The sequence below is a fragment of the Levilactobacillus tangyuanensis genome (assembly GCF_003946545.1).
Taxonomy (GTDB): Bacteria; Bacillota; Bacilli; order Lactobacillales; family Lactobacillaceae; genus Levilactobacillus; species Levilactobacillus tangyuanensis.
On sequence record NZ_RHOA01000002.1, the window covers coordinates 42,306 to 63,264 of the forward strand.

Sequence of the window (20,959 nt, forward strand, 5' to 3'; positions counted from 1 at the left end):
TTGGCTTTTCAAAATTTCATTGATGAAAGGGCTTACTGATTATGGAACTTATAGCTTTACTCATCGGGGTCATTTTCTTATTGGTCTTGATTATTCGCTTCAAGATCAACACGTTTGTTTCCCTGATTTTAACCTCTGTCCTAACGGCTATGCTGTTAGGCATGGACCTCACGAAAATTGCCACCACGATTGAAGCCGGGATCGGGAGCCAATTAGGCGAACTGTCACTGGTCTTCGGTTTCGGTGCCATGCTGGGTCGGTTAGTTGCCGATGCCGGTGGGGCCTACATGATTGCCACGACGCTGATTGACAAATTCGGGAAGAAACGCCTGCAACTTGCTATTATGTTGGCTTCATTTATTCTCGGGATCGCCCTCTTCTTCGAAGTTGGGATGGTTCTGTTAATTCCTATCGTCTTTGCCATCGCGGTTGAAGCCCAAGTGCCAATCCTCTACTTAGGGATTTCCATGGCTGCCGCATTGTCCGTTACGCATGGGTTCTTACCTCCTCACCCCGCACCAGTTGCCATTGCGCAAGTCTTAGGTGCCAACGACGGTAAGGTCCTCCTCTTCGGTTTAGTTGTTGCGATTCCTGCCGCAATTATTGCCGGTCCATTGTTCACCAAGTTGGCCCAAAAGTTTGCGCCTAAGGCCTTTGAACAAAAGGGTAACCTGTCTTCATTGGGTGAAGTTAAAACTTTTAAGCCTTCCGAAGCTCCAAGCTTTGGTCTGTCCGTTTTGACTTCCCTCTTTCCAGTTATCTTGATGGCCATCACGACCATCTACAAGATGACCGTTGATGGTGGGGCAACACCTACCAAGAACGCTTCAATGCTAGACCAAATCGTTGCCTTAATCGGTGACCCAGCCATCGCCATGTTAATCTCTCTGATGGTTGCGATGTTCACCATGGGTTGGGGTCGGAAACGTAAGACCGCTGACATCATGGCAACATTGGAAAACGCCGTTAAATCAATCGCTATGCTGCTGTTAGTTATCGGTGGTGGTGGGGCCTTCAAGCAAGTCCTCATCGACGGTGGTGTTGGTAAGGAAGTCGCTAAGCTCTTCATCGACTCCAACATGTCACCACTTATCTTAGGGTGGTTAGTGGCCGTTGTTCTCCGGGTTGCTTTAGGTTCCGCAACGGTTTCTGCATTGACCGCCGCCGGGATCGTCGCCCCATTGATGGCCGCTTCCGGTGTTGACCCTGCCCTGATGGTTCTGGCTATCGGTGCTGGTTCATTAGCCGCATCTCACGTTAACGATGCTGGTTTCTGGATGTTCCGCGAATACTTTGACTTAACGGTTAAGCAAACGTTGAGCATCTGGACGGTACTTGAAACGGTTATTTCCATTGTCGGGATCCTGATTGTTCTGCTCCTAAACATGGCCTTCCACTAGACAAAATTGAACAAGAAATGAAGCGTCGCACCATTGTTGGTGCGGCGCTTTTTTTGTTCAACTTACCAGTCGCCGTGCTATAATAGTTAAATCAGTTTTAAGAGAGAAAAGAGGATTTACGTTTTGGCAAAAGAACTCCGCCGGGAAATCGGCACCTTTACTGCACTCGCAACCGTCATGGGAACGGTTATCGGTGGTGGGGTCTTCTTCAAGACCGCCAGCGTCGTTGCCGCCAACCATTCGGCCAATATGACCCTACTGGCATGGCTACTCGGTGGTCTATTAACTATTTGTGCTGGTTTGACCAGTGCCGAGCTTGCCGCCGCCATTCCCCGCACAGGGGGCGCGATGCGTTACCTAGAATACGCCTATGGGAAGCCGGTCGGTTTTCTAATGGGCTGGGCCCAAATGTTGGTCTACTATCCGGCCAACATCGCGGCACTATCCATTATCTTCGGCATTCAGTTCGTCAACCTGTTTCGGTTGGGATCCGGCTGGCAGTTACCGATTGCCATCATCTGTGGTGTCAGCATCACCGGTTTGAATTTCCTTGGCGCCCGGGTTGGTGGCGCCGTTCAGACAATCGCCCTGGTGTTCAAACTGATTCCAATTGTGATTATCGTTGGCTTCGGGCTCTTTGCTCCCGCTGCGAATACGCCTATTTCCATTTGGCCCATTGCCACCGGCCATCATCTAGGCTGGGGCGGGGCCTTTGCCTCGAGTCTGCTAGCGACTATGTTCGCCTACGATGGCTGGATTAACATCGGTAACATTGCCGGAGAAATGAAGCATCCTGAACGAGACCTGCCCCGAGCCATCATCCTGGGACTGGCCTTGATCACGGTCATCTACACCCTGGTCAATTTAGTCTTCTTAAAGACCTTGCCGATTGAAGCCATTGCCGGCAACCAAAACACGGCTGCTGATGCCTCGATGCGCCTCTTCGGTCATCTAGGGGGCAAGCTCGTGACAATTGGCATCCTGATCTCCGTCTACGGGGCCATCAATGGCTACACATTGACCGGGATGCGGGTCCCTTACGCCATGGCCAAGGAAGATAGCCTGCCCTTTTCGAAATACCTGAGTCGGCTGTCCAACCGGACCTCCGTTCCCTATGTTGCCGGTCTGGTTCAACTGGGCATTGCCCTAATCATGATGCTGATGGGCAACTTTGACATGTTAACCGACATGTTGGTCTTCGTTATGTGGGTCTTTAACTGCCTGATCTTCTTGGCCGTCTTTCGACTGCGGCGACGGGAACCGGAACTGCTTCGCCCCTATCGCGTGCCCTTCTTCCCTGTCATCCCGGTCATTGCCCTCATCGGTGGTCTCTTCATCCTGATTACCACCCTTGTAACCGAAACCGGATTGGCAACGGCCGGTCTGGCCTTAACCGCCATCGGACTGCCCATCTACCTTTACCATCAGCGACATCTCGCAAACAACAATTAAAAAAATTCCAATCGGCTAATCCGATTGGAATTTTTTTAATTAGCCTTGATGGACCACCAGTGGTGGCAACTCTGGGAATAATTCCCGTAGCCGTTGTTCCGGATGGCGACCACGCATCTCCTTGTCCTGCAGAATCTGCGTGATGCCATCGTAAGTAAACATCAGCAGATCGCCCTCAGACCCATCGCTAATTTCATAGAACCGCACGCCGGCTTGAATGGCCGCCATCACGAATCGCTGGGTGTGATCATTCAACATGGTCAATCGGGGTAAAAGTGGTTTCGTCGTCCGCCGCTCAAGCGTCCACGTATTCGCAACGTCCGCACCAAATGCCATCAGGCTGCCATCTTTCATTTGGGCGACCAATTTGGCCGCCGGCGTCAGCTCGGGACGAACTAGGCGTTGTTCCAAGTCGTCCAGCACGGCCCCATCCACCGGATTACCTAAATGGTCCAACATTTCCCGCATCTCCAGGAATAGTGCCTGACCTTCCGCCAGGAACGCCGTTGGCCGATCCGGTGCCTCCAAAGCGACCAGTTGATTTCGCTCTTGCGCCGCCGTCAACGTGGTCGTTAACCCCTGATTGGATAATGGCTTTGTGAGCAGATAAGCGAGAAAGATTTTCAGAAAACGCAACCCCTGCTGACTCACCCCGTCCGGAGCAAATGGCGAATTATCAAAATTACGCAACTCAAGGTAGCGGACGCCGCCCATCAAGAAATCTCGTTCGTTCGCCTGCCCCCGTAGCCGAACCGGGCCATAAAATTCCTGAGTTGAGGCAAACGTCCCATTATCAATATTCCGCTGCAAGTGTGTCAGATAACTGGCCAGTGAAGCGTAGGTCACCCGCTCCTGGGCGCGATTGACCCGTCCATAGGGGCTATTTAAAATGCTGCGAACTGGCCGGCGTAATGGTGCCGGAACGGTGTCAAAGAACCCCTCTTCGGCAATCGGACTGGCCCCAAACAAGTAGGTAATCAACCATTGGTAGCGCACGTAATTTTGGGCCAGGCGGAAGTATAAGGCATTCTTGAATGCTACTAACGAATGAAACTCCTCGGTATAGTGGAAATAGAGCCGATGAATCACTGGATCGGGCAAGCGAAAGTTCACGTGAACGGCGGTTAAGCAGCCCTGGGTCACGCCATACTTTTCCATTAAATAGGGCTTAATTGCCGCTTCAGCCGACCAATGAGTATCCCCCATAATCTGTTGCCGATCATCCTCAGACAGCCGTGGTGGCATGCTGAGCGGCCAAATACGGTCGGCTGGGTCCAGGGAACGATACAAGACCGTCTGCAAGGTTGCCAGATCATCCAGGTTTTCCGCGACCGTGGCCGCAGAATCGGTACTCACGACCACTTGCATATCGGCGTAACGCGTCTGAAAATACGGGTGCAAAGCGGGCGCGCCCAGCACCTCCGGATGCGGTTCCCGGCTTAGCCGACCAGCCCGATCTACCCGTCGTTCTTCAACGTTAAAACTCATTAAACTATGAAATAATTGTGTCGCTAAATCTTCATCATGAATAATCCCAAGTAAGTTATCTAACATCTCTAGGACCTCCCCCAAAGTCTTGAGTCGCTTAAACTCACCCCAGATTTTACCCACTTTCGCCCCCACTGTCAGGCACTAAGCACAGAATTAGACGAACTTCTGGTCATTATCTGGGGCCGGCTTGGCGCATGAACTAATTAACTAACGGCATAGAAAAAGCCCTGGGAAAATTCCCAGGACTCATGTCGAATAATCTGTTTTATTAGCCGGACCAGCCCGGACCCCATTGACGCGTTATCTTGCTTACTCTTCGGCCGCTCGCTGCCGCAGCAAACGAATAAACTCGTTTTTATTCCCAAAAAAGAGGTTATCTTTAGGAATTTGATAGAGCTGCGATAGCCGTTCGATCGTTTGAAATCCTAAATCAGAACTGTCTTTTTCCCAGGCAGCTAAGGTTTGGTAATGAATGCCTAGATGGGCAGCCGCCTCTTTTTGAGAATAGCCAGCATTGTGGCGAGCGGCGTCAAGTGTAATTTGAAGTCGATCCATGACGCACACCTCCTCATAGCACTTAAGTATCATAAACGAGTTTATTCGTTTTGCCAATAAAGCATTAAGGCGGTGTCCTTTCGTTCGATTTGCTTGTGTCCAATCGATTCGTTATAATGACGACAGCAGGTATCTTTATGAAGGAGTGAGTGTGGTGCCCCGCCATGAATTATCCCCGTTTGAACGTAACATTCGTCGAATCATTGCTCAGAACCTTAAGATTGCTTGCCAAGGCATGACACAGAATGACTTGGCGGTTAGGACTGGAATCCCCAACTCGACGTTATCCGGCTACTTCGCCGAACGGTCGACACCGAGTCCCGGTAATGTCCAAAAGATTGCCAATGCGCTGGGCATTCATAAGTCTGACATTGACCCGCGCTTTGGTCACAGTGAACTCGCTAATGATGCCTGTCTCCAGGCGGCCTTTGGTCAATTAAGCGATAACCGGCAGCTCGCCGTCATTCGCTATGCTGAAAACCAGTTGCAACGACAACGTTCCGACAATCTGCATCAACCTTAACCCAACCAAAAAGGAGCCATGACATCCGTCATGGCTCCTTTCATTTCGACTTATTTTCCGACCACGTGACGTGGACGGCGGTCCTCGTCACATGACTGGTCACTAAATTACTTTTTAACCAGGACCGTCACACTTTCAACGTGTGGCGTTTGTGGGAACTGGTCAACGGGTTGAACTGGGCCGTCAATCTCATAGCCCAATTCATTGAAACGAGCCACGTCACGAACCAAAGTAGATGGGTTGCAACTGACATAGACCACTTTCTTAGGCCCCATCTTAGTGGCACTTTCAATCAGACTGTCAGCCAGACCCTTACGTGGTGGATCGACGACAATGACATCCGGCTTCACGCCGGCAGCTTGCCACGTTGCCATCTGGTCTTCGGCCTTACCAACCTCAAAGGTGACATTGGTCAAATGGTTCTTCTGTGCATTGACCTTAGCATCCTCGATGGCCTCGGGCACGATTTCTACCCCATAGACTTGAGCCGCATGCTTAGCCAAGGCTAAGGAAATGGTCCCAATCCCACAGTAGGCATCGATAACGGTTTCTTTACCAGTCAATTCTGCCTTGTCGATAGCCATTTGGTAAAGCTTTTCGGTTTGTTGAGGGTTCACTTGGTAGAATGACCGTGCCGAAATGGCGAAGGTCAGTCCTAACAGTTCGTCCTCAATCGTTGGCTTACCATAGAGCACCCGCGTCACGTTACCCATGATCACATTGGTCTTCTTGGCGTTAACGTTCAAGATGATGCTGGTAACTTCTGGCAAGGCCTTGTGGATCTGGTCAACCAGTTGTGCCTGACTAGGAATCTTCTGTTGCCGACTGATCAACACAATCATCATCTCATGGCTGTAGTAGCCCCGACGAACCATGACGTTACGGATAACACCCTTGTCATTGATTTCATCATACGCGGGAATTTCAAATTGGCGTAACAGGTCACGAACCTTCACGATGGCCGTATCAATGGCTGGATCCTGAATGTAGAAGTCCGTTAGCGGAATCAATTCGTGGCTGTGTTGCCGGTAAAAACCCGTCTCTAGTTGACCTTTAACCTTGCGGACGGGAACCTGTGCCTTGTTCCGGTATTGCGTTGGGTTGGCCATCCCTAAGGTTGGGGCAACTGTGACGTCTTGATGAGCCTTGTTGAAGAGCTCTTCCAATTGATGTTGTTTAAACTTTAATTGGGCTGGGTAGGCCAAATGTTGCAGAGGGGCAATCCCGGTTTGCCGGTATGTCTTGTCGATATCGACCACCCGATCCGCAGATTCAACGGACCACTTGGTGACCCGAGCGAAACCGTAATGCTTCTGTACCTTAGTGACTTGGACGGTGACTTCTTCACCAGGTAAGGCATTCTCGATGAACAATGGAAAATCGTCCACCTTGGCCACACCTAACCCTTGGTAGGTCAGGTCCATAATCTTAACGTCTAACTGCTCATTCTTTGCTACTGGTGCTTTAATTTTCATAATAACCTCAATTTCTGTGCTTAATGACAAAGGGATTTTGCCGTGAAAAGTCTAAGCAAAATCCCTCTCGTCCTTAATCTTCCGTTGTCTGATCCGCGTCTTCTGGTAACTCTTCAACCTGTTTAACAAACTTTTGTTCCGCTTCCAAGAATTCGGCAGTTTCATTAGTCACCGCTGAATCCGGAATGGCATCCAAGTTGGCAAACATTTCAATGTGCTGCCGAAGGTTATGGAACTTCATTGGTGCATCGCCACCATATTCTCCATCCAGGTTGATCATCATTCGGTCCTCAACGGGACGGGCAATGACCTTACTGGTCTTTTTGTAGATAATATGGGGGTCGTTGATGTGTTTCCCGCCATTCAGGACCAAGCCCATCAGGCGTAAGATCTCCGGCATGCTGGCCGTCTTCACAATAATCATGGTAAATTTACCATCATCTAAGGCAGCATCCGGCACAATCTGTTCGAAGCCGCCGATTGAATTGGTCAAAGCCAATAAGAACATCGAGGCCTTCCCACGGAAATGACCGCCATCGTAGGTCAAATCCATCTCAATCGGTTTAATCCGTGGCAGAATCTCGGCGCCCTTTAACAGGTAAGCCAGGTAACCAAAGATTGACTTCAAGTTAGATGGCACGTCATAGGTTAACTCAGTCAAGAGTCCCCCACCAGCGATATTAATAAAGTACGTATCGCTAGCCTGGCCAATATCCATCTTAATGGTTTGATTCTTTAACACAACTTTAGCGGCCGCCAATGGGTCCTCACGAGGAATGTGCAACGCACGTGCATAGTCATTCGTGGTCCCGGCGGGGATAATCGCCATCATTGGTCGGTGCGGCAAGCCGGCAATCCCATTAACCACTTGGTTAATGGTCCCATCGCCACCGGCCGCCACAAGTAATTCGAACCCGGCCTTGGCTGCGCGAGTTGCCTCATCCTGGGCTGAGTTAGGCGCAGCAGTCGTGGCGTAGGCGCTGGTTTCGTAGCCTGCCTGTTCGAATACCGCTAGTATATCAATTAGGTCCTTCTTCAATGCCTCCCGGCCAGAAGTTGGATTATAAATAACCCGTGCCCGTTTACGCATGTCGTTCCTCCAATGCTAGCCCTTCAGAGAAGCAATCAACAGTTGGTTAACCACCGTTGGGTTTGCTTGTCCATGGGTCTGTTTCATAATTTGTCCCACTAAGAACCCGACGGCCCGTTGCTTACCGTTGTTAAAGTCCTCAATCGATTGTGGGTTGGCAGCCAAAACATCATCGATGATTGGTTGCAGCTTAGCAGGGTCGGACAATTGAACCAACCCATGCGCTTCAACGTACGCCTTAGGTTCCTCACCATCGGTCAGGGCCTTGAAGACCTTCTTGGCCATCTTCGTTGAAATAGTTCCATCGGAAATCAAGTTGATCATTCCAGCCAGGTTCTCAGGCGTTAACTTCGTTTCGCTCAGGTCCACCTGATTGTCGTTTAAGTAAGCATTAACATCCCCTTGCAGGTAGTTAGATGCCATCTTAGGGTCGGCCTTCAAGGCAACAGTCGCATCAAAGAAATCTGACATTTCCTTGGTTTGCGTTAAGACCATGGCATCGTAATCCGTCAGCCCAAGATCGTTAACGTAACGGTCGCGACGCTTACCAGGCATTTCTGGCATGTTGTCGTCCAGTTCCTTAATCCAGTCATCACTGATGTTCAATGCTGGCAGGTCAGGTTCTGGGAAGTAACGATAATCATCGGCACCTTCCTTAACCCGCATCAGAATCGTTTCACCAGTCGTCTCGTCGAACCGACGCGTCTCTTGGCGGACACTGCCACCGGACATGAGAACCTTTTGTTGCCGTTGCTCCTCGAATTCAAGGCCGCGGCGAACGTAGTTAAATGAATTCAAGTTCTTCAATTCGGCCTTCGTCCCAAATTCCTTTTGACCGATTGGCCGAACGGAAATGTTGACGTCAACCCGCATAGAACCCTCTTCCATCTTCACATCAGAGATCCCAGTAAATTGGATCCGTTGGCGCAGGGCTTCAAGGTAGGCATAGGCCTCGGCTGGAGACGCAATGTCTGGCTTCGACACGATTTCGATTAAAGCCGTGCCCTGCCGGTTAAGGTCCACGTAAGAGTAATCCTTTTCGTGGGTGTTCTTCCCAGCATCCTCTTCAATGTGCATTTCTTCAATACCGACTTTTTTCTTGACGCCGTCGACATCGATTTCAATCCAGCCATCATGACCAATTGGCTTTTCCGCCTGAGTAATTTGGTAAGCCTTAGGGTTATCAGGATAGAAGTAGTTTTTCCGGTCAAAATGCGTGTGCTTTTCAACCGTGGCATGAAGAGCCAGCGCTGCAATAATTCCATCGGCGACGACACCCTTGTTGGTCGTTGGTAAGACCCCAGGGTACCCCCAGTCAATGACGTTAGTATTGGCATTAGGGTCAACCCCAAATTCTACTGCTGAGGGACTAAAGATCTTTGAATGAGTCTTCAGTTCCACGTGGACTTCAAGTCCAATCGTTGTTTCAAAGTTCATTAGTTTTGGCCTCCTAACTTGGGTAATTGTGAATGGAAGTCTGTATTTTGTTCAAAGGCATACCCTGCCTTGTACAGCGTCCCCTCATCAAATGGCCGCCCAATCAATTGCATCCCAACCGGCAAATTGTTGCTAAATCCGGCAGGAACTGCCAACCCTGGCAACCCAGCTAAGTTAACGGGAATCGTCAAGACGTCATTCATATACATGGTAATTGGGTCCATCAGTTCATCACCAAGGCCAAATGCTGGCGTAGGGGCGACGGGGCCCATGATGAAGTCGTGGTCCTTTAAGACCGCCTTGAAGTCATTCATGATGACCGTCCGCACCTTGGCAGCCTTCAGGAAGTAAGCATCATAGAATCCAGCGGACAATGAGAACGTCCCCAACATAATCCGACGCTTAACTTCGTCGCCAAAGCCTTCGGAACGAGACTTCACATAGACGTCTTCCAGGTTCTTCACGTCTTGAGCCCGGTAGCCATACCGAATACCATCGAACCGTTGCAGGTTAGATGAGGCTTCGGATGAGGCAATGATGTAGTAAGCCGCCACCCCATACTTGTTATGTGGCAAGGAGACTTCATCAACCGTGGCGCCTAATTGACGATAAGTGTCAGCGGCAGCCAGAATGGCGTTGCGGACGTCATCGTCGACCCCTTCGGCCAGGAATTCCTTAGGCAAGCCAATCCGCATGCCCTTCACGCTGGTACCCTCATTCAGGCCGGCAGCAAAGTCCGGAACGGCCTTATCTGAGCTGGTCAAATCGTGCTTATCATGGCCGGCAATCGCACTCAAGACCGTAGCATTGTCCTTAACGGTCCGTGTCATTGGCCCGATTTGGTCCAAGCTGGACCCAAAGGCAATTAAGCCCCACCGAGAAACCCGACCGTACGTTGGCTTCATCCCAACAATCCCGTTGAATGAGGAGGGTTGGCGAATGGAACCACCCGTATCGGAACCAAAGGCAACGGGCACTTGACCCGAAGCCACGGCAGCCGCAGAACCACCCGATGATCCACCAGGAACCTTCGTCTGGTCCCAAGCGTTTTTAGTCGTCTGGAAGGCAGACGTTTCCGTTGACCCACCCATGGCAAATTCGTCCATGTTCGTCTTCCCAATGGTAATCGTCTTGGCAGCCGTCAACTTTTCAACAACCGTGGCGTCATAGACTGGCGTAAAGTTAGCCAAGATTTTGGAACTAGCAGTCGTCTTCAGGCCCTTGGTGACGATGTTATCCTTCACCCCAATAGCAATCCCTGCCAATGGATCATCGGCAGCAACGCCCTCGGCATCGATAGCATCAGCCTGCTTCAAAGCAGCGTCTTCATTTAACGTCAGGAAGGCCCCAATCTTAGGATCCGTTGCCTTTACATTGGCGAACGTCTCCTGGGTTAATTCCCGGACACTCATCTTTTTATTAACTAAATCATCATGGAGGCTAGCGAGATCTTTGTCAAAATAATTCATCGCTTAATCATCCTCGCTTTCATCAATGATGGCAGGCACCTTAATGTACCCACGTTCGGCGTCTGGCGCGTTGTCTAAGAGAGCCGCACTTTGGCCCCAGTCCTCGGCAACGTCCTCCCGCATAACGTTCAGTTGGTCAGAGACGTTGGTCGTCGCTTCGACGCCCTCCGTATCAACTTCACTCAAGGTTTCAAACAACCCAATAATGTCATCTAATTGTGGCGTAAAGGCATCCAATTGAGTATCCGTAAATTCGAGCTTTGCTAATCCAGCAACGTGTTGAACTTGTTCTCGAGTAATTCGATCAGCCATCAATATCCTTCTTTCCGTATCATTCACTTCTCACCGTTCGACTCCCATTTCGGGAATAAAACATACAAGACCTATTTTACCATATATCCCCCGTACACCAAGGGATCTAACAAAAAAATCGGCGGCCTTCGAGAACGAAAACCACCGACAGAATCTTAGTAACTGTTAAAGACGTGACTGCTAAACTTCTTCTCGCCACTTGCTCGTGATAAGAAGCTTTGAACCCCGTCCGTTGAGGACACCGTAATATCAATTGGCACGCTTGAAGGTAAGTACTTCTGAGCGGCCGTTTGCAGATACTGCGTAAAGTTAATGATTTCAGTCTGACTGTAGAACTGCGTCGTAATGTTGACGTGCATCCCGGTCAGCGTCTTGCCATTGTAGTGAGCTTGAGCCGTCACACCACTTAGGTTAGGGAAGAAGTTTTCAACCTCATTCTTGAAGTTGGTGAATGAACTCTCGTCGTTGCTGTTAGGGCTGCTAGAACCACTTTCGATTGGGAAGACATAGTTCTTCTCATCCAACGCTTTCCAACTGGACACACTCGTCGATCCCGCCTTATTTTCTGAATAAGACAGGAAGCTCCCACCAACCAAGCTATCGTTAGAAGCCTGACGATAGACCGCAATCACAATCGGCACGTTCTTCAGGCCTGATTGCTTACGCAACCGTTGCAGAACCGTATTGGCCGCCTTCTTTGCGTAGGCTTCACCCTCGGCCTTGGTAATCTTGGTCTCGAAGGTAGCCCCGTACTGAGTCTTCTTGTAATAGTCGACCGAGTTCACGGCAATCCCAACGGTAATCCCGCCTAAGGATAACTTGTTGTTCTTTTGGATCATGTAGTCTTGTTCTTCCAAGGCCTGAATGTAAACAGGATTTCGTTTAGTTGGGGAAGTTGACCCATTGCTGGCAGGATTCAAACCATCGGGGTTCGACTTGGACTTACGATCAAGCCAGTTTTGAACTGTCGATGTCTTCAGATACTGCCCTTCTTGGAACACATACTTTTTGGTAGAGAAAACGTTCTTGGAAACGCCTAACATGCCGTTTTCAAAGCTTTTAACGTTATAAGTATTGCCAGAGTCTTGACTATTGGTGACCCCACGCGACTTACTCGTTTGATAATGACCACTCTTAATAACCCCTTCGTAGTCACCATCAGTGCTTTGTCCGGTTAACTGAGTGCCACCAGAATTCGTGGAGCCAGAACCGGAAGACATGCTGGAACTATTCAAGTTCCCACATGCCGCTAAAAATAAGGGGACTGCGGCTAAGGCAATCCAGATTCGTAACCGTTTCACGACTTGTTTCCTCCTAAAGTCTTCATTTCGTTTCGTTCATAGCCGCTTGTAACTGCGTCTCATCCCATATTGGAATGTTCAGTGACTGGGCCTTGGTCAATTTGCTCCCGGCGGCTTCACCAGCAATCAGGAGATCGGTCTTCTTCGAAACACTACCCGTCACCGTTGCACCGTGGTCTTCCAACCATGCCGTGGCCTCTGGTCGCGTCAGTTCTTGCAGCTTACCGGTCAAAACAACCCGTTGCCCGGTGAACTCACTGGGCTCAGCACTCTCAGTGGCGCCACTGGTATAGGTGAGGTTAACCCCCACTGCCGCCAAATCATCCACCAATTGCTGAACATGTTCGTCAGCGAAGTAGGTCACCACGCTATCCGCAATGATGCCCCCAACCGTATCAATCGCCGAGATTTCCTCGTTGCTGGCCGCCATCAAGTGCTCTAAGTCACCAAAGGCCGCCGCCAACGAACGAGCTGCCTTCGCACCGACATGCCGAATACCAAGACCAAATAACAAACGTTCTAATGAATTATTGCGACTATTATCAATGGCTGTCAAGAGGTTTTGGGCCGACTTCTCACCAAATTTATCTAAAGTTAACAATTGGTCCGCCGTCAACCGGTAAAGACTAGCAACATCGTCAACCAATTGGCGTTCAAATAGTTGTGCCACAATCTGGGGGCCTAGGCCCGCGATGTTCATGGCATTCCGCGATGCAAAGTGATTCATGCCCTCGGCCAGCTGTGCTGGACAACGAGGGTTAATGCACCGCAGGGCGACCTCTTCGTCCAGATGGACCAGCTCGGCGCCACAGGATGGACAGGCCGTCGGAATGGGATAGGGCTCAGCGTCGGCAGGCCGCTTGTCGGCGACGAACTGAGAAATCTCGGGGATGATGTCCCCAGCCTTATGCAGCAAGACCGTATCGCCAATCCGAATGTCCTTGGCCTGCAGGTAATCGGGATTGTGCAGAGAGGCCCGCGCAACCGTACTCCCCGCTAAGGCCACCGGTTCCATCACGGCGGTCGGCGTCACGATACCGGTGCGACCCACTGTCCATTCGATGTCTAGGACCGTGGTCTCAACCTCTTCGGGTGGAAATTTGTAGGCGATCGCCCAACGAGGGACCTTCACCGTGGCACCAAGCGACCGCTGCAGTGGCAGCGAATTAGCCTTAATCACAATGCCATCAATCCCATAGGCCAAGTCAGAGCGTTGCCCCTGATAGTCGGCGATGTACGCCGCAACGTCTTGCATGTTGTGTGCCACCCGATAACTCGGGTTCGTGGTAAAACCGAGCGCCGCCAATTCATCCAGCAGACCACTTTGTGTCCGCGTCTCTAGCGGCTCGTAGTCGGCGATGTTGTACATGAAGGTGGCCAACTTTCGGTCTGCCGTCACCTGCGTATCCAACTGCCGGAGGCTTCCGGCGGCGGCATTCCGCGGATTAGCAAACGGCGCCTGACCCGCTGCCTCACGGCGTTCATTTAGAGCTAGGAACGCCGCCTTAGGCATGTAACATTCCCCCCGTACCTCGATGGTTAAGGGGCGACTCAACTTCTTAGGTATCGAGTCAATGGTTTTCAGATTGGCCGTAATGTCTTCCCCAATCTGACCATTGCCCCGCGTTGACCCTTGGACAAAGACGCCGTCCTCATAACGCAAGGAAACCGCCAGTCCGTCAATCTTTAATTCACAATTATAATCAAAGTCTTCTTCAACATTGGCCCGTAAGCGTTCGTCAAATTCCGTCAATTCCTCGATGGAGAACACGTCTCCCAAAGATAACATGGGAATTGGGTGAGCCACCTTGGGCAGATCCCCTCGTGAACTCCCACCAACGTGTTGCGTTGGTGAATCCGACGTCATGACCTCTGGAAAGGCCGTTTCTAGGGCCACCAGCCGGGCATAGGCCCGATCATAGACGTCGTCTTCAACCGACGGCGCATCGGCATCGTAGTACTGCTTCCCCCACTGCGTTAATTGGGGACGCAACTTGGCCGCTTCATCCGCCGCAGCGGCGGCCGTTAAGGATTTAATGGGTTTATCAGTCATTAATATTCCCTCCCACAAGAACCTAGTCGACTCGTTTGATTGGTGCAAAGGCTGCTAACAATCGCTTAACCCCTTGTTCAGGGAAGGCAATATCCAGTTCAGCATCCTCACCGGTGCCGTTGACCTTGACAACGGTCCCAATACCCCATTTCTTATGACTGGCCTTATCGCCAACCGTCCAGCTGACGGAACCGGCACCGGTCCCTGTATTCGTGGTCACGCGGCCGGTCTTACCCGTGTAAGGCTTGGCAACGGCACTCGCCGTCCGCCGGGCAAACGGCACATCCCGCCGTCCGGGCGTCAATCCGGATTGGGTTTCGCTATAGTCTAGATGTAACAAGTCCGGCGCAATCTCAGTGACAAATCGAGATTCGGGATTGTTTTGCCGACGACCATAGAGCATCCGTGAATAGGCATTTGTCAGGTAAAGTTTCTCTTGAGCACGGGTGATCCCAACGTAGGCCAACCGCCGTTCTTCTTCCAATTCGTCCTCTTCCAGCATGGCACGCGAGAGTGGGAAGATCCCCTCTTCTAGTCCCATCAGAAAAATAACGGGAAACTCGAGTCCCTTGGCGGCGTGTAAGGTCATCAAGGTCACCTCTGCCGGTTCTTCATCCACATCGTCTTGAGCGGAAACCAGTGCCAAATCTGCTAGGAACTCAACCAGTCGGTCTTCGTCCTCATCGTGATCGGCATTATCCCAGTCCGTATCAAACTTTTGGGTTACGGACAAGAATTCCTCGATGTTCTCGACCCGTGTCTCGGCCTCTAGGCTCTTGGAGGCCTTAAGGGTGGACAAGTACCCTGTCTTATCTAGCAGCGCCTCAGTGATGTCTGAGACACTCATGGTTGGGGCATCCGTGGTCACACTCTGAATCGTTAGGCCAAACTTCTCCATCGCATTACGAATCCGGGTGCCCAGGTTATTGGCCAGGCTAACATTTTGGGTGGCCTCGAGTTCCGACCAGCCGTTAAATTCTGCAAACTCACGCAGCTTCTCAACACTGGTGGCCCCGATGCCTCGCTTAGGCTCGTTGATAACCCGTTCCAGGCTCAACGAATCGGCCGGATTGGCCACCAGCGTCAGGTAAGCGAGGACATCCCGAATTTCTTTACGATCGTAGAACTTGTGACCCCCAACCATCGTATAAGGAATGTTGGCCTTAACCAAGGTTTCTTCGATCACCCGTGATTGGGCATTGGTCCGATAAAGTACCGCGAAGTCACCGTAGCCCCGGTGATGTTGCTCGCGCTCCTCTTGAATCTTGGCCACAACGTAATGGGCCTCATCGTTTTCATTTTGCCCCCGGTAATAAGAAATCTTTTCCCCGTCGGGATTTTCCGTCCACAGGTCCTTTTTCTTCCGGTTAACATTCTTTTGAATCACGTCATTGGCCGCCTGCAGAATAGTCTTGGTCGACCGATAGTTCTGCTCCAACAGTGTCACGTGGGCATCTGGATAATCATGCTCAAAATTCAAGATGTTTTCCATGTTAGCCCCACGCCAACCATAGATACTTTGGTCACCATCCCCAACAACACAGAGATTGCCATGCTTTTTTGCCAGCATGTTGACCAGCGTGTACTGGGCATCGTTGGTATCTTGGTATTCATCGACGTGAATGTATTGGAACTTTTCTTGATAATGTTCCAGCACATCGGGTTCTTGATTTAACAATTTGATGGTCAACATGATCAGATCATCGAAGTCCATCGCTTGATTGGACTTCAGCTCACGTTGGTAGCTTTCATAGACCGTTGCAACCGTTTCTTCAAACGGATTGCCGGCAGCCTCACGCATCATGGCCGGCGTCTGCAACGCATTCTTGGCATTCGAAATGGCGCCCAGAACGGCGCGGGGATCAAACTTTTTGGTATCCAAGTTTTGCTGTTGCAGCACCCGCTTAACCAAGGTCCGTTGTTCACCTGAATCGGCGATAGTGAAGGCCCGGGTATAGCCTAATTTGTCTGCATCCCGCCGTAGAATCCGCACACAGAGGGCATGGAACGTTGAAACCCAGACGTCACTGCCATCCGGTCCCAACAACTTGATCACCCGTTCGCGCATTTCCTTGGCGGCCTTATTCGTAAAGGTAATGGCCAAGATCCGCCATGGCATCACACGTTCATGCTCGATCAGGTACGCTACCCGGTGGGTTAGCACCCGGGTCTTGCCACTACCGGCACCTGCCAAAACGAGCAGCGGCCCTTCCGTCTGTAGAACGGCCTCCGTTTGTTTATCATTCATACCTGTCAACAATTCTTCTCCTGCCACCGTGAACTCAATCCTCTCTGTCATTAGTCTTGACCATTATAGCAAAAAAACATACGTTCCGCTGAGATGACTCCGCCAATTTTTTTGAACCCTTTTCATAGAAAAAGCGATTCTCGTTAATCGAAAATCGCTCCCTGTCGCTACTCTATTCAGTATCCGTCGTTGCCGTCCAGATACCGGTATCATCCAATTGGTCTAATAATAATTTAGTCGTATTGCCTTGAACGGTGATGTGACCCATCGTCTCGTCATCGGCTTGTTTCCGCAAATGGTAGAAGGTGAAATGCCAATCCGGCTTCAACTGCCACTGGGTGCGAATGGCACTCAGCTGGACCGTCGTAAAGGACGCCGTGACGGCCGGCGTCATCAGCTTAGGCTCGGCTAGAGGTAACCCGGCAATGGCTCGCAGATGCTCCTCAAATTCATCAACGGTCGTGGCATCCGCGAAGATATACCCCGTTTCACTCGGTGCGGGCACAATCTTTTTAACGTAAAGGGCCCCGCTCGCCGTGAGGTAGAACGACACTTCAAAGACCCCAACGTAGTTAACATGCTTGGCAACCTCGCCAGCGATTCGCCGCATCTCACCAGCAACCGCATCGTCAACCTGGGCGGGTACCCAAGTCATCTGCGGACGATCGTCGACGGACTGAACCTCGGTAATTGGGAAAGCCTGTTGGTCGCCCGCTTGATCTCTGGCAACCAGAATTGAGTATTCGCGTTCGTAAGCAATCTGTGACTCAAGGATATAAGTTCCCCAGTCCAGTAGACCAGCCGCCTTGGCAATATCGGTTTGCGTCCGAATCACGAGTTCACGGCCATGGGACCATTCCTTTTGAATTGGCTTCAAGACACAAGGATACCCAATGGAGTTGACCGACTGATAGACATCGTCAAGGTTAATAATCGTTGCATAGGGCGCAATGTTGACGTTGAGCTGTTCGAAGAAGGCCCGTTCAAGCAAGCGGTCTTGCATCATTTCCAGCATATCGCCACCCTGTGGGACCTGCGTGTAACCACTCAGAAAGTTCACCACACTGGTACTAACCTGTTCTGAGTCATAGACCACGGCCGAACAGCTTTCAGCAAAGTGCTGTAGCTTGTCGCGATCTTTATTGCTACCAACGGCTTTGAAGTCTGCCAATTGCAGCGCTTCACTGGTTTCATCGGCACCATAAGCCCCAACACGAAGCCCCATTTTCCGGGCCGTTGTCACTAACATTGCGGCGTTGGCACTACTACCAATCACGCCAATCGTATCTCCAGGATATAAGACTGTGTTCGCCAATTTGCTCCCTACTTTCTCGCTTTAATAAATGTCGTCAATAAATGATTAACAACTGTCTTTATGATTAATTCTAAAGTTAAATAACGGTTTAGACAAGGCGTGCTGTCAACTAATTCTCTGAAAAGACAACCTGACCATCTTCGAATGCCGCGATACTGGCCAACGCCACCAATGGGACGCCGGCTGCCTTAACCAATTCGTGACCCTTTTGGAATCGTTTCTCAATGACGACGCCCACCCCAGCAACGGGAATTTGAGCGGCATTCGTGATGTCCAACAAGCCCTGTACGGCTTGACCATTGGCCAAAAAGTCATCGATGATGAGCACCTTATCAGTCGTCGATATGAACCGCCGATCGATAGAAATATCATTCGTCACGCGCTTTGTATAGGAATAAACCTTCGCCGTGTACAGGTTATCCGTTAACGTTAAGCTCTTGTGCTTACGGGCAAAGATCACGGGCACCTTCAAGTGCAATCCCGCCATCACGGCCGGGGCAATCCCAGACGACTCAACCGTCAGAATCTTGGTCACGCCGGCATCTTCAAAGTATCGGGCAAACTCGGCACCGAGCTCATCCATCAATTGGGGATCAATCTGATGATTCAAAAAATTATCAACCTTTAAAACATCTCCGGGTAATACCGTTCCATCACGACGAATCCGTTCTTCCAATATTTTCATACTGTCATTGACCCTCCAGTTTGGTTTAATCCTATTTTACCCGATTGACCCTTAAAAAAACAATGTGAACCCCCTGACATTTACCAATGCTTAACCGAACCAGAGTCCTAAGGCCTCGGCGATCACCGTTGTCAGTGCCAGGATCGCTAGGTTACGAACGGCCAGGATGAAGGTCTCGCGCTTCACTTGCCGTTGAAAGAATCGTCGAATATTCTGGGCTACCGGCAAAATGCTAATCAGTGCCAGGTAACTCCAGCGTGGCAAATCCCCTCGCCAAATACTTAAGATCAACAGGACATAGCCGACAATATAAAACCCGGCAAAGAGCCATAGTGAACGTTGCTTCCCCAGATAATAGACGATCGTCCGCCGGGCCAATTGACGGTCCTCACCCTCATCGCAGATATTATTGGCCAGCAACAAGGCGGCGATGGCCATCACGGCCACACCGGCTGCCAAGAAGACGCGACCGGCCAGCGACCAGGAGAGGCCACCCCGATTATATATATTCAAGTATACCGTGATTAACATAATCATATAACCCATCGTGAATCCGGCAAAGAATTCCCCTGTCGGGGTGCTCGACAAGGGTCTCGGGCCGCCAGCATAGGCGTACCCGACGGCGAAGCAGAAGATCCCCATTGTCAGGAGCGGCCAGCCGGTCATCCAAACAAGTCCTAGGCCAATCACGGCGGCAACCCCGGCAAACGTCACCATCAGGCCGCCAACCAGGCGCATAGACAGGCCATGCACACCGATGATGTTGGTCCGCTTCTTCCAATCTGCCGCTTGCGTTCCGGCCCGCCGATAATCTTGAAAGTTATCATTGATGTCTACGGCCATGTTAAACAGGACCATTGCCAAGAAGAACCAGCCCGAGGTCGCCCAATCAATCCGTCCCAAATTGGCTTGGACGAAGATGAGTCCAAGGAGAAACGGCCAGATCGACGCAATTTTCGCCTTAATCTCGACCAACTCCAAAAAGGTTTGCCATGTCATGTTACTTCCCCCTAATAACGAATTCTAAATGAATCATAACCTTTATTTGACAACGTTTCCACTTGTCGGTAAGATGAATTTTATCGGGGATACAGGGAGGTAGCGTATGGATCGACAACTTTGGCAACAATTTCCAATTGTGGCACCCCAACTAACCGCCTTACAAGGTTACTTGTTGGATGCGATCCAGTTGGATAACCCACCAATCCATCATAAAATACTCGCACTACTGGAATCCGGCGGAAAGTTTCTCCGCCCGGGTTACTTTTACCTGTTCGCCAGTCTCGGCACAGGGGCCACGCCAGGCCAACTTCAGGCGGGCGCCGCGGCACTAGAGATTCTGCACGTCGGGACGTTGATTCATGACGATGTGATCGATGACTCGTCTACGCGACGTGGCGTACGGACCATTCAGATGAAGTACGGCCAACGAAATGCCATCTATGCGGGTGACTTCATGTTCACGGTCTACTTCAACCAGGTTCTGAAGTCCACTAGTGACCTCAAACTCGTCCAGATCCACATCGATGCCATGCATCGCATCCTTCAGGGAGAGCTGGCACAAATGGCCCTCAACTACCAGGAAAAGACGACCCTCGCCGAGTATCTCCGTGAAGTTGCCGGCAAGACCGCCGAACTCTTCTCACTGAGTTGTTTCCAGGGTGCGGCCCTGGCAAAGACCAGTCCCGAGGTTCAACAATTAGCCAAAAAAATCGGTGAGGCCATTGGTATCGCCTATCAAATTTTGGATGACATCTTGGACTATGCCGGCGACCCGGCCAAGACCCGAAAACCCGTGCTGGAAGATCTACGATCCGGGGTCTATTCGTTGCCACTCATTTTGGCTATCCCGGAAGCTCCCAAGGACTTCCATCGCCTATTGAAAAAGAAACATGACCTCACGGCGGCCGACATCACCACCATTCAGGAAATGGTCCTTGCCCATCACGGTGTCGCCGCGAGTCATCAGCTGGCCAAGGAAAAGACTGAAGAGGCTCTTAGCCTCATCGACCGCCTCCCCGCTGGTGACCCGCAAACCGCGTTACGCCAGCTAACAACGAAACTGCTTAACCGCGACCATTAGCCGCACCGCATTTCATCTCACTAACCCCAAAGCGCCAACCTGAAGTTAATCAGGCTGGCGCTTTTTATAT

The 20,959-nt window shown here is 50.8% G+C and carries 17 protein-coding genes; 4 read left to right on the plus strand and 13 right to left on the minus strand.

The genetic code is table 11. From position 1 onward, the window contains the following. Positions 1-41: 41 nt before the first annotated feature. Both EKM96_RS01740 and EKM96_RS01745 read left to right on the plus strand, forming a co-directional pair. The gene (locus EKM96_RS01740) at positions 42-1,400 is read left to right on the plus strand and encodes a gluconate:H+ symporter (protein ID WP_125638929.1); all 1,359 of its coding nucleotides are present in this window, start codon (positions 42-44) and stop codon (positions 1,398-1,400) included. A 177-nt stretch (positions 1,401-1,577) separates the two neighbouring features. Further along, entirely contained in the window at positions 1,578-2,852 is a 1,275-nt protein-coding gene (locus tag EKM96_RS01745; protein ID WP_382336199.1) for an APC family permease, read from the plus strand. 39 nt (positions 2,853-2,891) lie between these two features. Here EKM96_RS01745 and EKM96_RS01750 read toward each other — a convergent pair whose 3' ends face one another. Together EKM96_RS01750 and EKM96_RS01755 are read right to left on the minus strand one after the other, a co-directional pair. Then, positions 2,892-4,406: a gamma-glutamylcysteine synthetase gene (locus tag EKM96_RS01750; protein WP_125638935.1), complete on the minus strand. Its 1,515-nt coding sequence runs from the start codon at positions 4,404-4,406 to the stop codon at positions 2,892-2,894. 246 nt (positions 4,407-4,652) lie between these two features. Next, entirely contained in the window at positions 4,653-4,898 is a 246-nt protein-coding gene (locus EKM96_RS01755; protein WP_125638938.1) for a helix-turn-helix transcriptional regulator, read from the minus strand. A 154-nt stretch (positions 4,899-5,052) separates the two neighbouring features. Here EKM96_RS01755 and EKM96_RS01760 point away from each other — a divergent pair, with 154 nt between their 5' ends. Then, positions 5,053-5,421, plus strand: a complete 369-nt coding sequence (locus tag EKM96_RS01760; protein WP_125638941.1) for a helix-turn-helix domain-containing protein — start codon at positions 5,053-5,055, stop codon at positions 5,419-5,421. Positions 5,422-5,528: 107 nt separating this feature from the next. On the opposite strand, the gene rlmD is transcribed toward EKM96_RS01760, so the two are convergent. The 11 genes from rlmD to EKM96_RS01815 form a co-directional block, all read right to left on the minus strand. Next, positions 5,529-6,896, minus strand: coding sequence for a 23S rRNA (uracil(1939)-C(5))-methyltransferase RlmD (rlmD, locus tag EKM96_RS01765; RefSeq protein WP_125638944.1), 1,368 nt, complete (start codon positions 6,894-6,896; stop codon positions 5,529-5,531). A 73-nt stretch (positions 6,897-6,969) separates the two neighbouring features. Further along, positions 6,970-7,986: a diacylglycerol kinase gene (locus EKM96_RS01770; protein ID WP_125638947.1), complete on the minus strand. Its 1,017-nt coding sequence runs from the start codon at positions 7,984-7,986 to the stop codon at positions 6,970-6,972. Between the two features lie 15 nt (positions 7,987-8,001). Next, entirely contained in the window at positions 8,002-9,423 is a 1,422-nt protein-coding gene (gatB, locus tag EKM96_RS01775; protein WP_125638950.1) for an Asp-tRNA(Asn)/Glu-tRNA(Gln) amidotransferase subunit GatB, read from the minus strand. After that, on the minus strand, positions 9,423-10,892 hold the full coding sequence (gatA, locus tag EKM96_RS01780) for an Asp-tRNA(Asn)/Glu-tRNA(Gln) amidotransferase subunit GatA (RefSeq protein ID WP_125638953.1): 1,470 nt from the start codon (positions 10,890-10,892) through the stop codon (positions 9,423-9,425). The genes gatB and gatA overlap by 1 nt, the downstream gene beginning before the upstream one ends. 3 nt (positions 10,893-10,895) lie before the next feature. Beyond that, positions 10,896-11,204 (minus strand): Asp-tRNA(Asn)/Glu-tRNA(Gln) amidotransferase subunit GatC, encoded by a 309-nt coding sequence (gene gatC / locus EKM96_RS01785; RefSeq protein ID WP_061776058.1) that lies wholly within the window; start codon positions 11,202-11,204, stop codon positions 10,896-10,898. Positions 11,205-11,359: 155 nt separating this feature from the next. Continuing rightward, positions 11,360-12,505 (minus strand): CamS family sex pheromone protein, encoded by a 1,146-nt coding sequence (locus EKM96_RS01790; RefSeq protein WP_125638954.1) that lies wholly within the window; start codon positions 12,503-12,505, stop codon positions 11,360-11,362. Between the two features lie 22 nt (positions 12,506-12,527). After that, positions 12,528-14,558: an NAD-dependent DNA ligase LigA gene (ligA, locus tag EKM96_RS01795; protein ID WP_125638958.1), complete on the minus strand. Its 2,031-nt coding sequence runs from the start codon at positions 14,556-14,558 to the stop codon at positions 12,528-12,530. A gap of 22 nt (positions 14,559-14,580) precedes the next feature. Continuing rightward, a complete protein-coding gene (gene pcrA, locus EKM96_RS01800) occupies positions 14,581-16,806 on the minus strand; it encodes a DNA helicase PcrA (protein ID WP_263853534.1) in 2,226 nt (741 codons plus the stop codon). A gap of 172 nt (positions 16,807-16,978) precedes the next feature. Beyond that, entirely contained in the window at positions 16,979-18,121 is a 1,143-nt protein-coding gene (locus tag EKM96_RS01805) for an ATP-grasp domain-containing protein (protein ID WP_125638962.1), read from the minus strand. 109 nt (positions 18,122-18,230) lie between these two features. Continuing rightward, a complete protein-coding gene (locus EKM96_RS01810; RefSeq protein ID WP_125638965.1) occupies positions 18,231-18,806 on the minus strand; it encodes a xanthine phosphoribosyltransferase in 576 nt (191 codons plus the stop codon). Positions 18,807-18,896: 90 nt separating this feature from the next. Beyond that, complete coding sequence (locus EKM96_RS01815) at positions 18,897-19,805, minus strand: 1,4-dihydroxy-2-naphthoate polyprenyltransferase (RefSeq protein WP_125638968.1); 909 nt, start codon at positions 19,803-19,805, stop codon at positions 18,897-18,899. 106 nt (positions 19,806-19,911) lie between these two features. Here EKM96_RS01815 and EKM96_RS01820 point away from each other — a divergent pair, with 106 nt between their 5' ends. Then, complete coding sequence (locus tag EKM96_RS01820; protein WP_125638972.1) at positions 19,912-20,889, plus strand: polyprenyl synthetase family protein; 978 nt, start codon at positions 19,912-19,914, stop codon at positions 20,887-20,889. Positions 20,890-20,959: the final 70 nt, after the last annotated feature.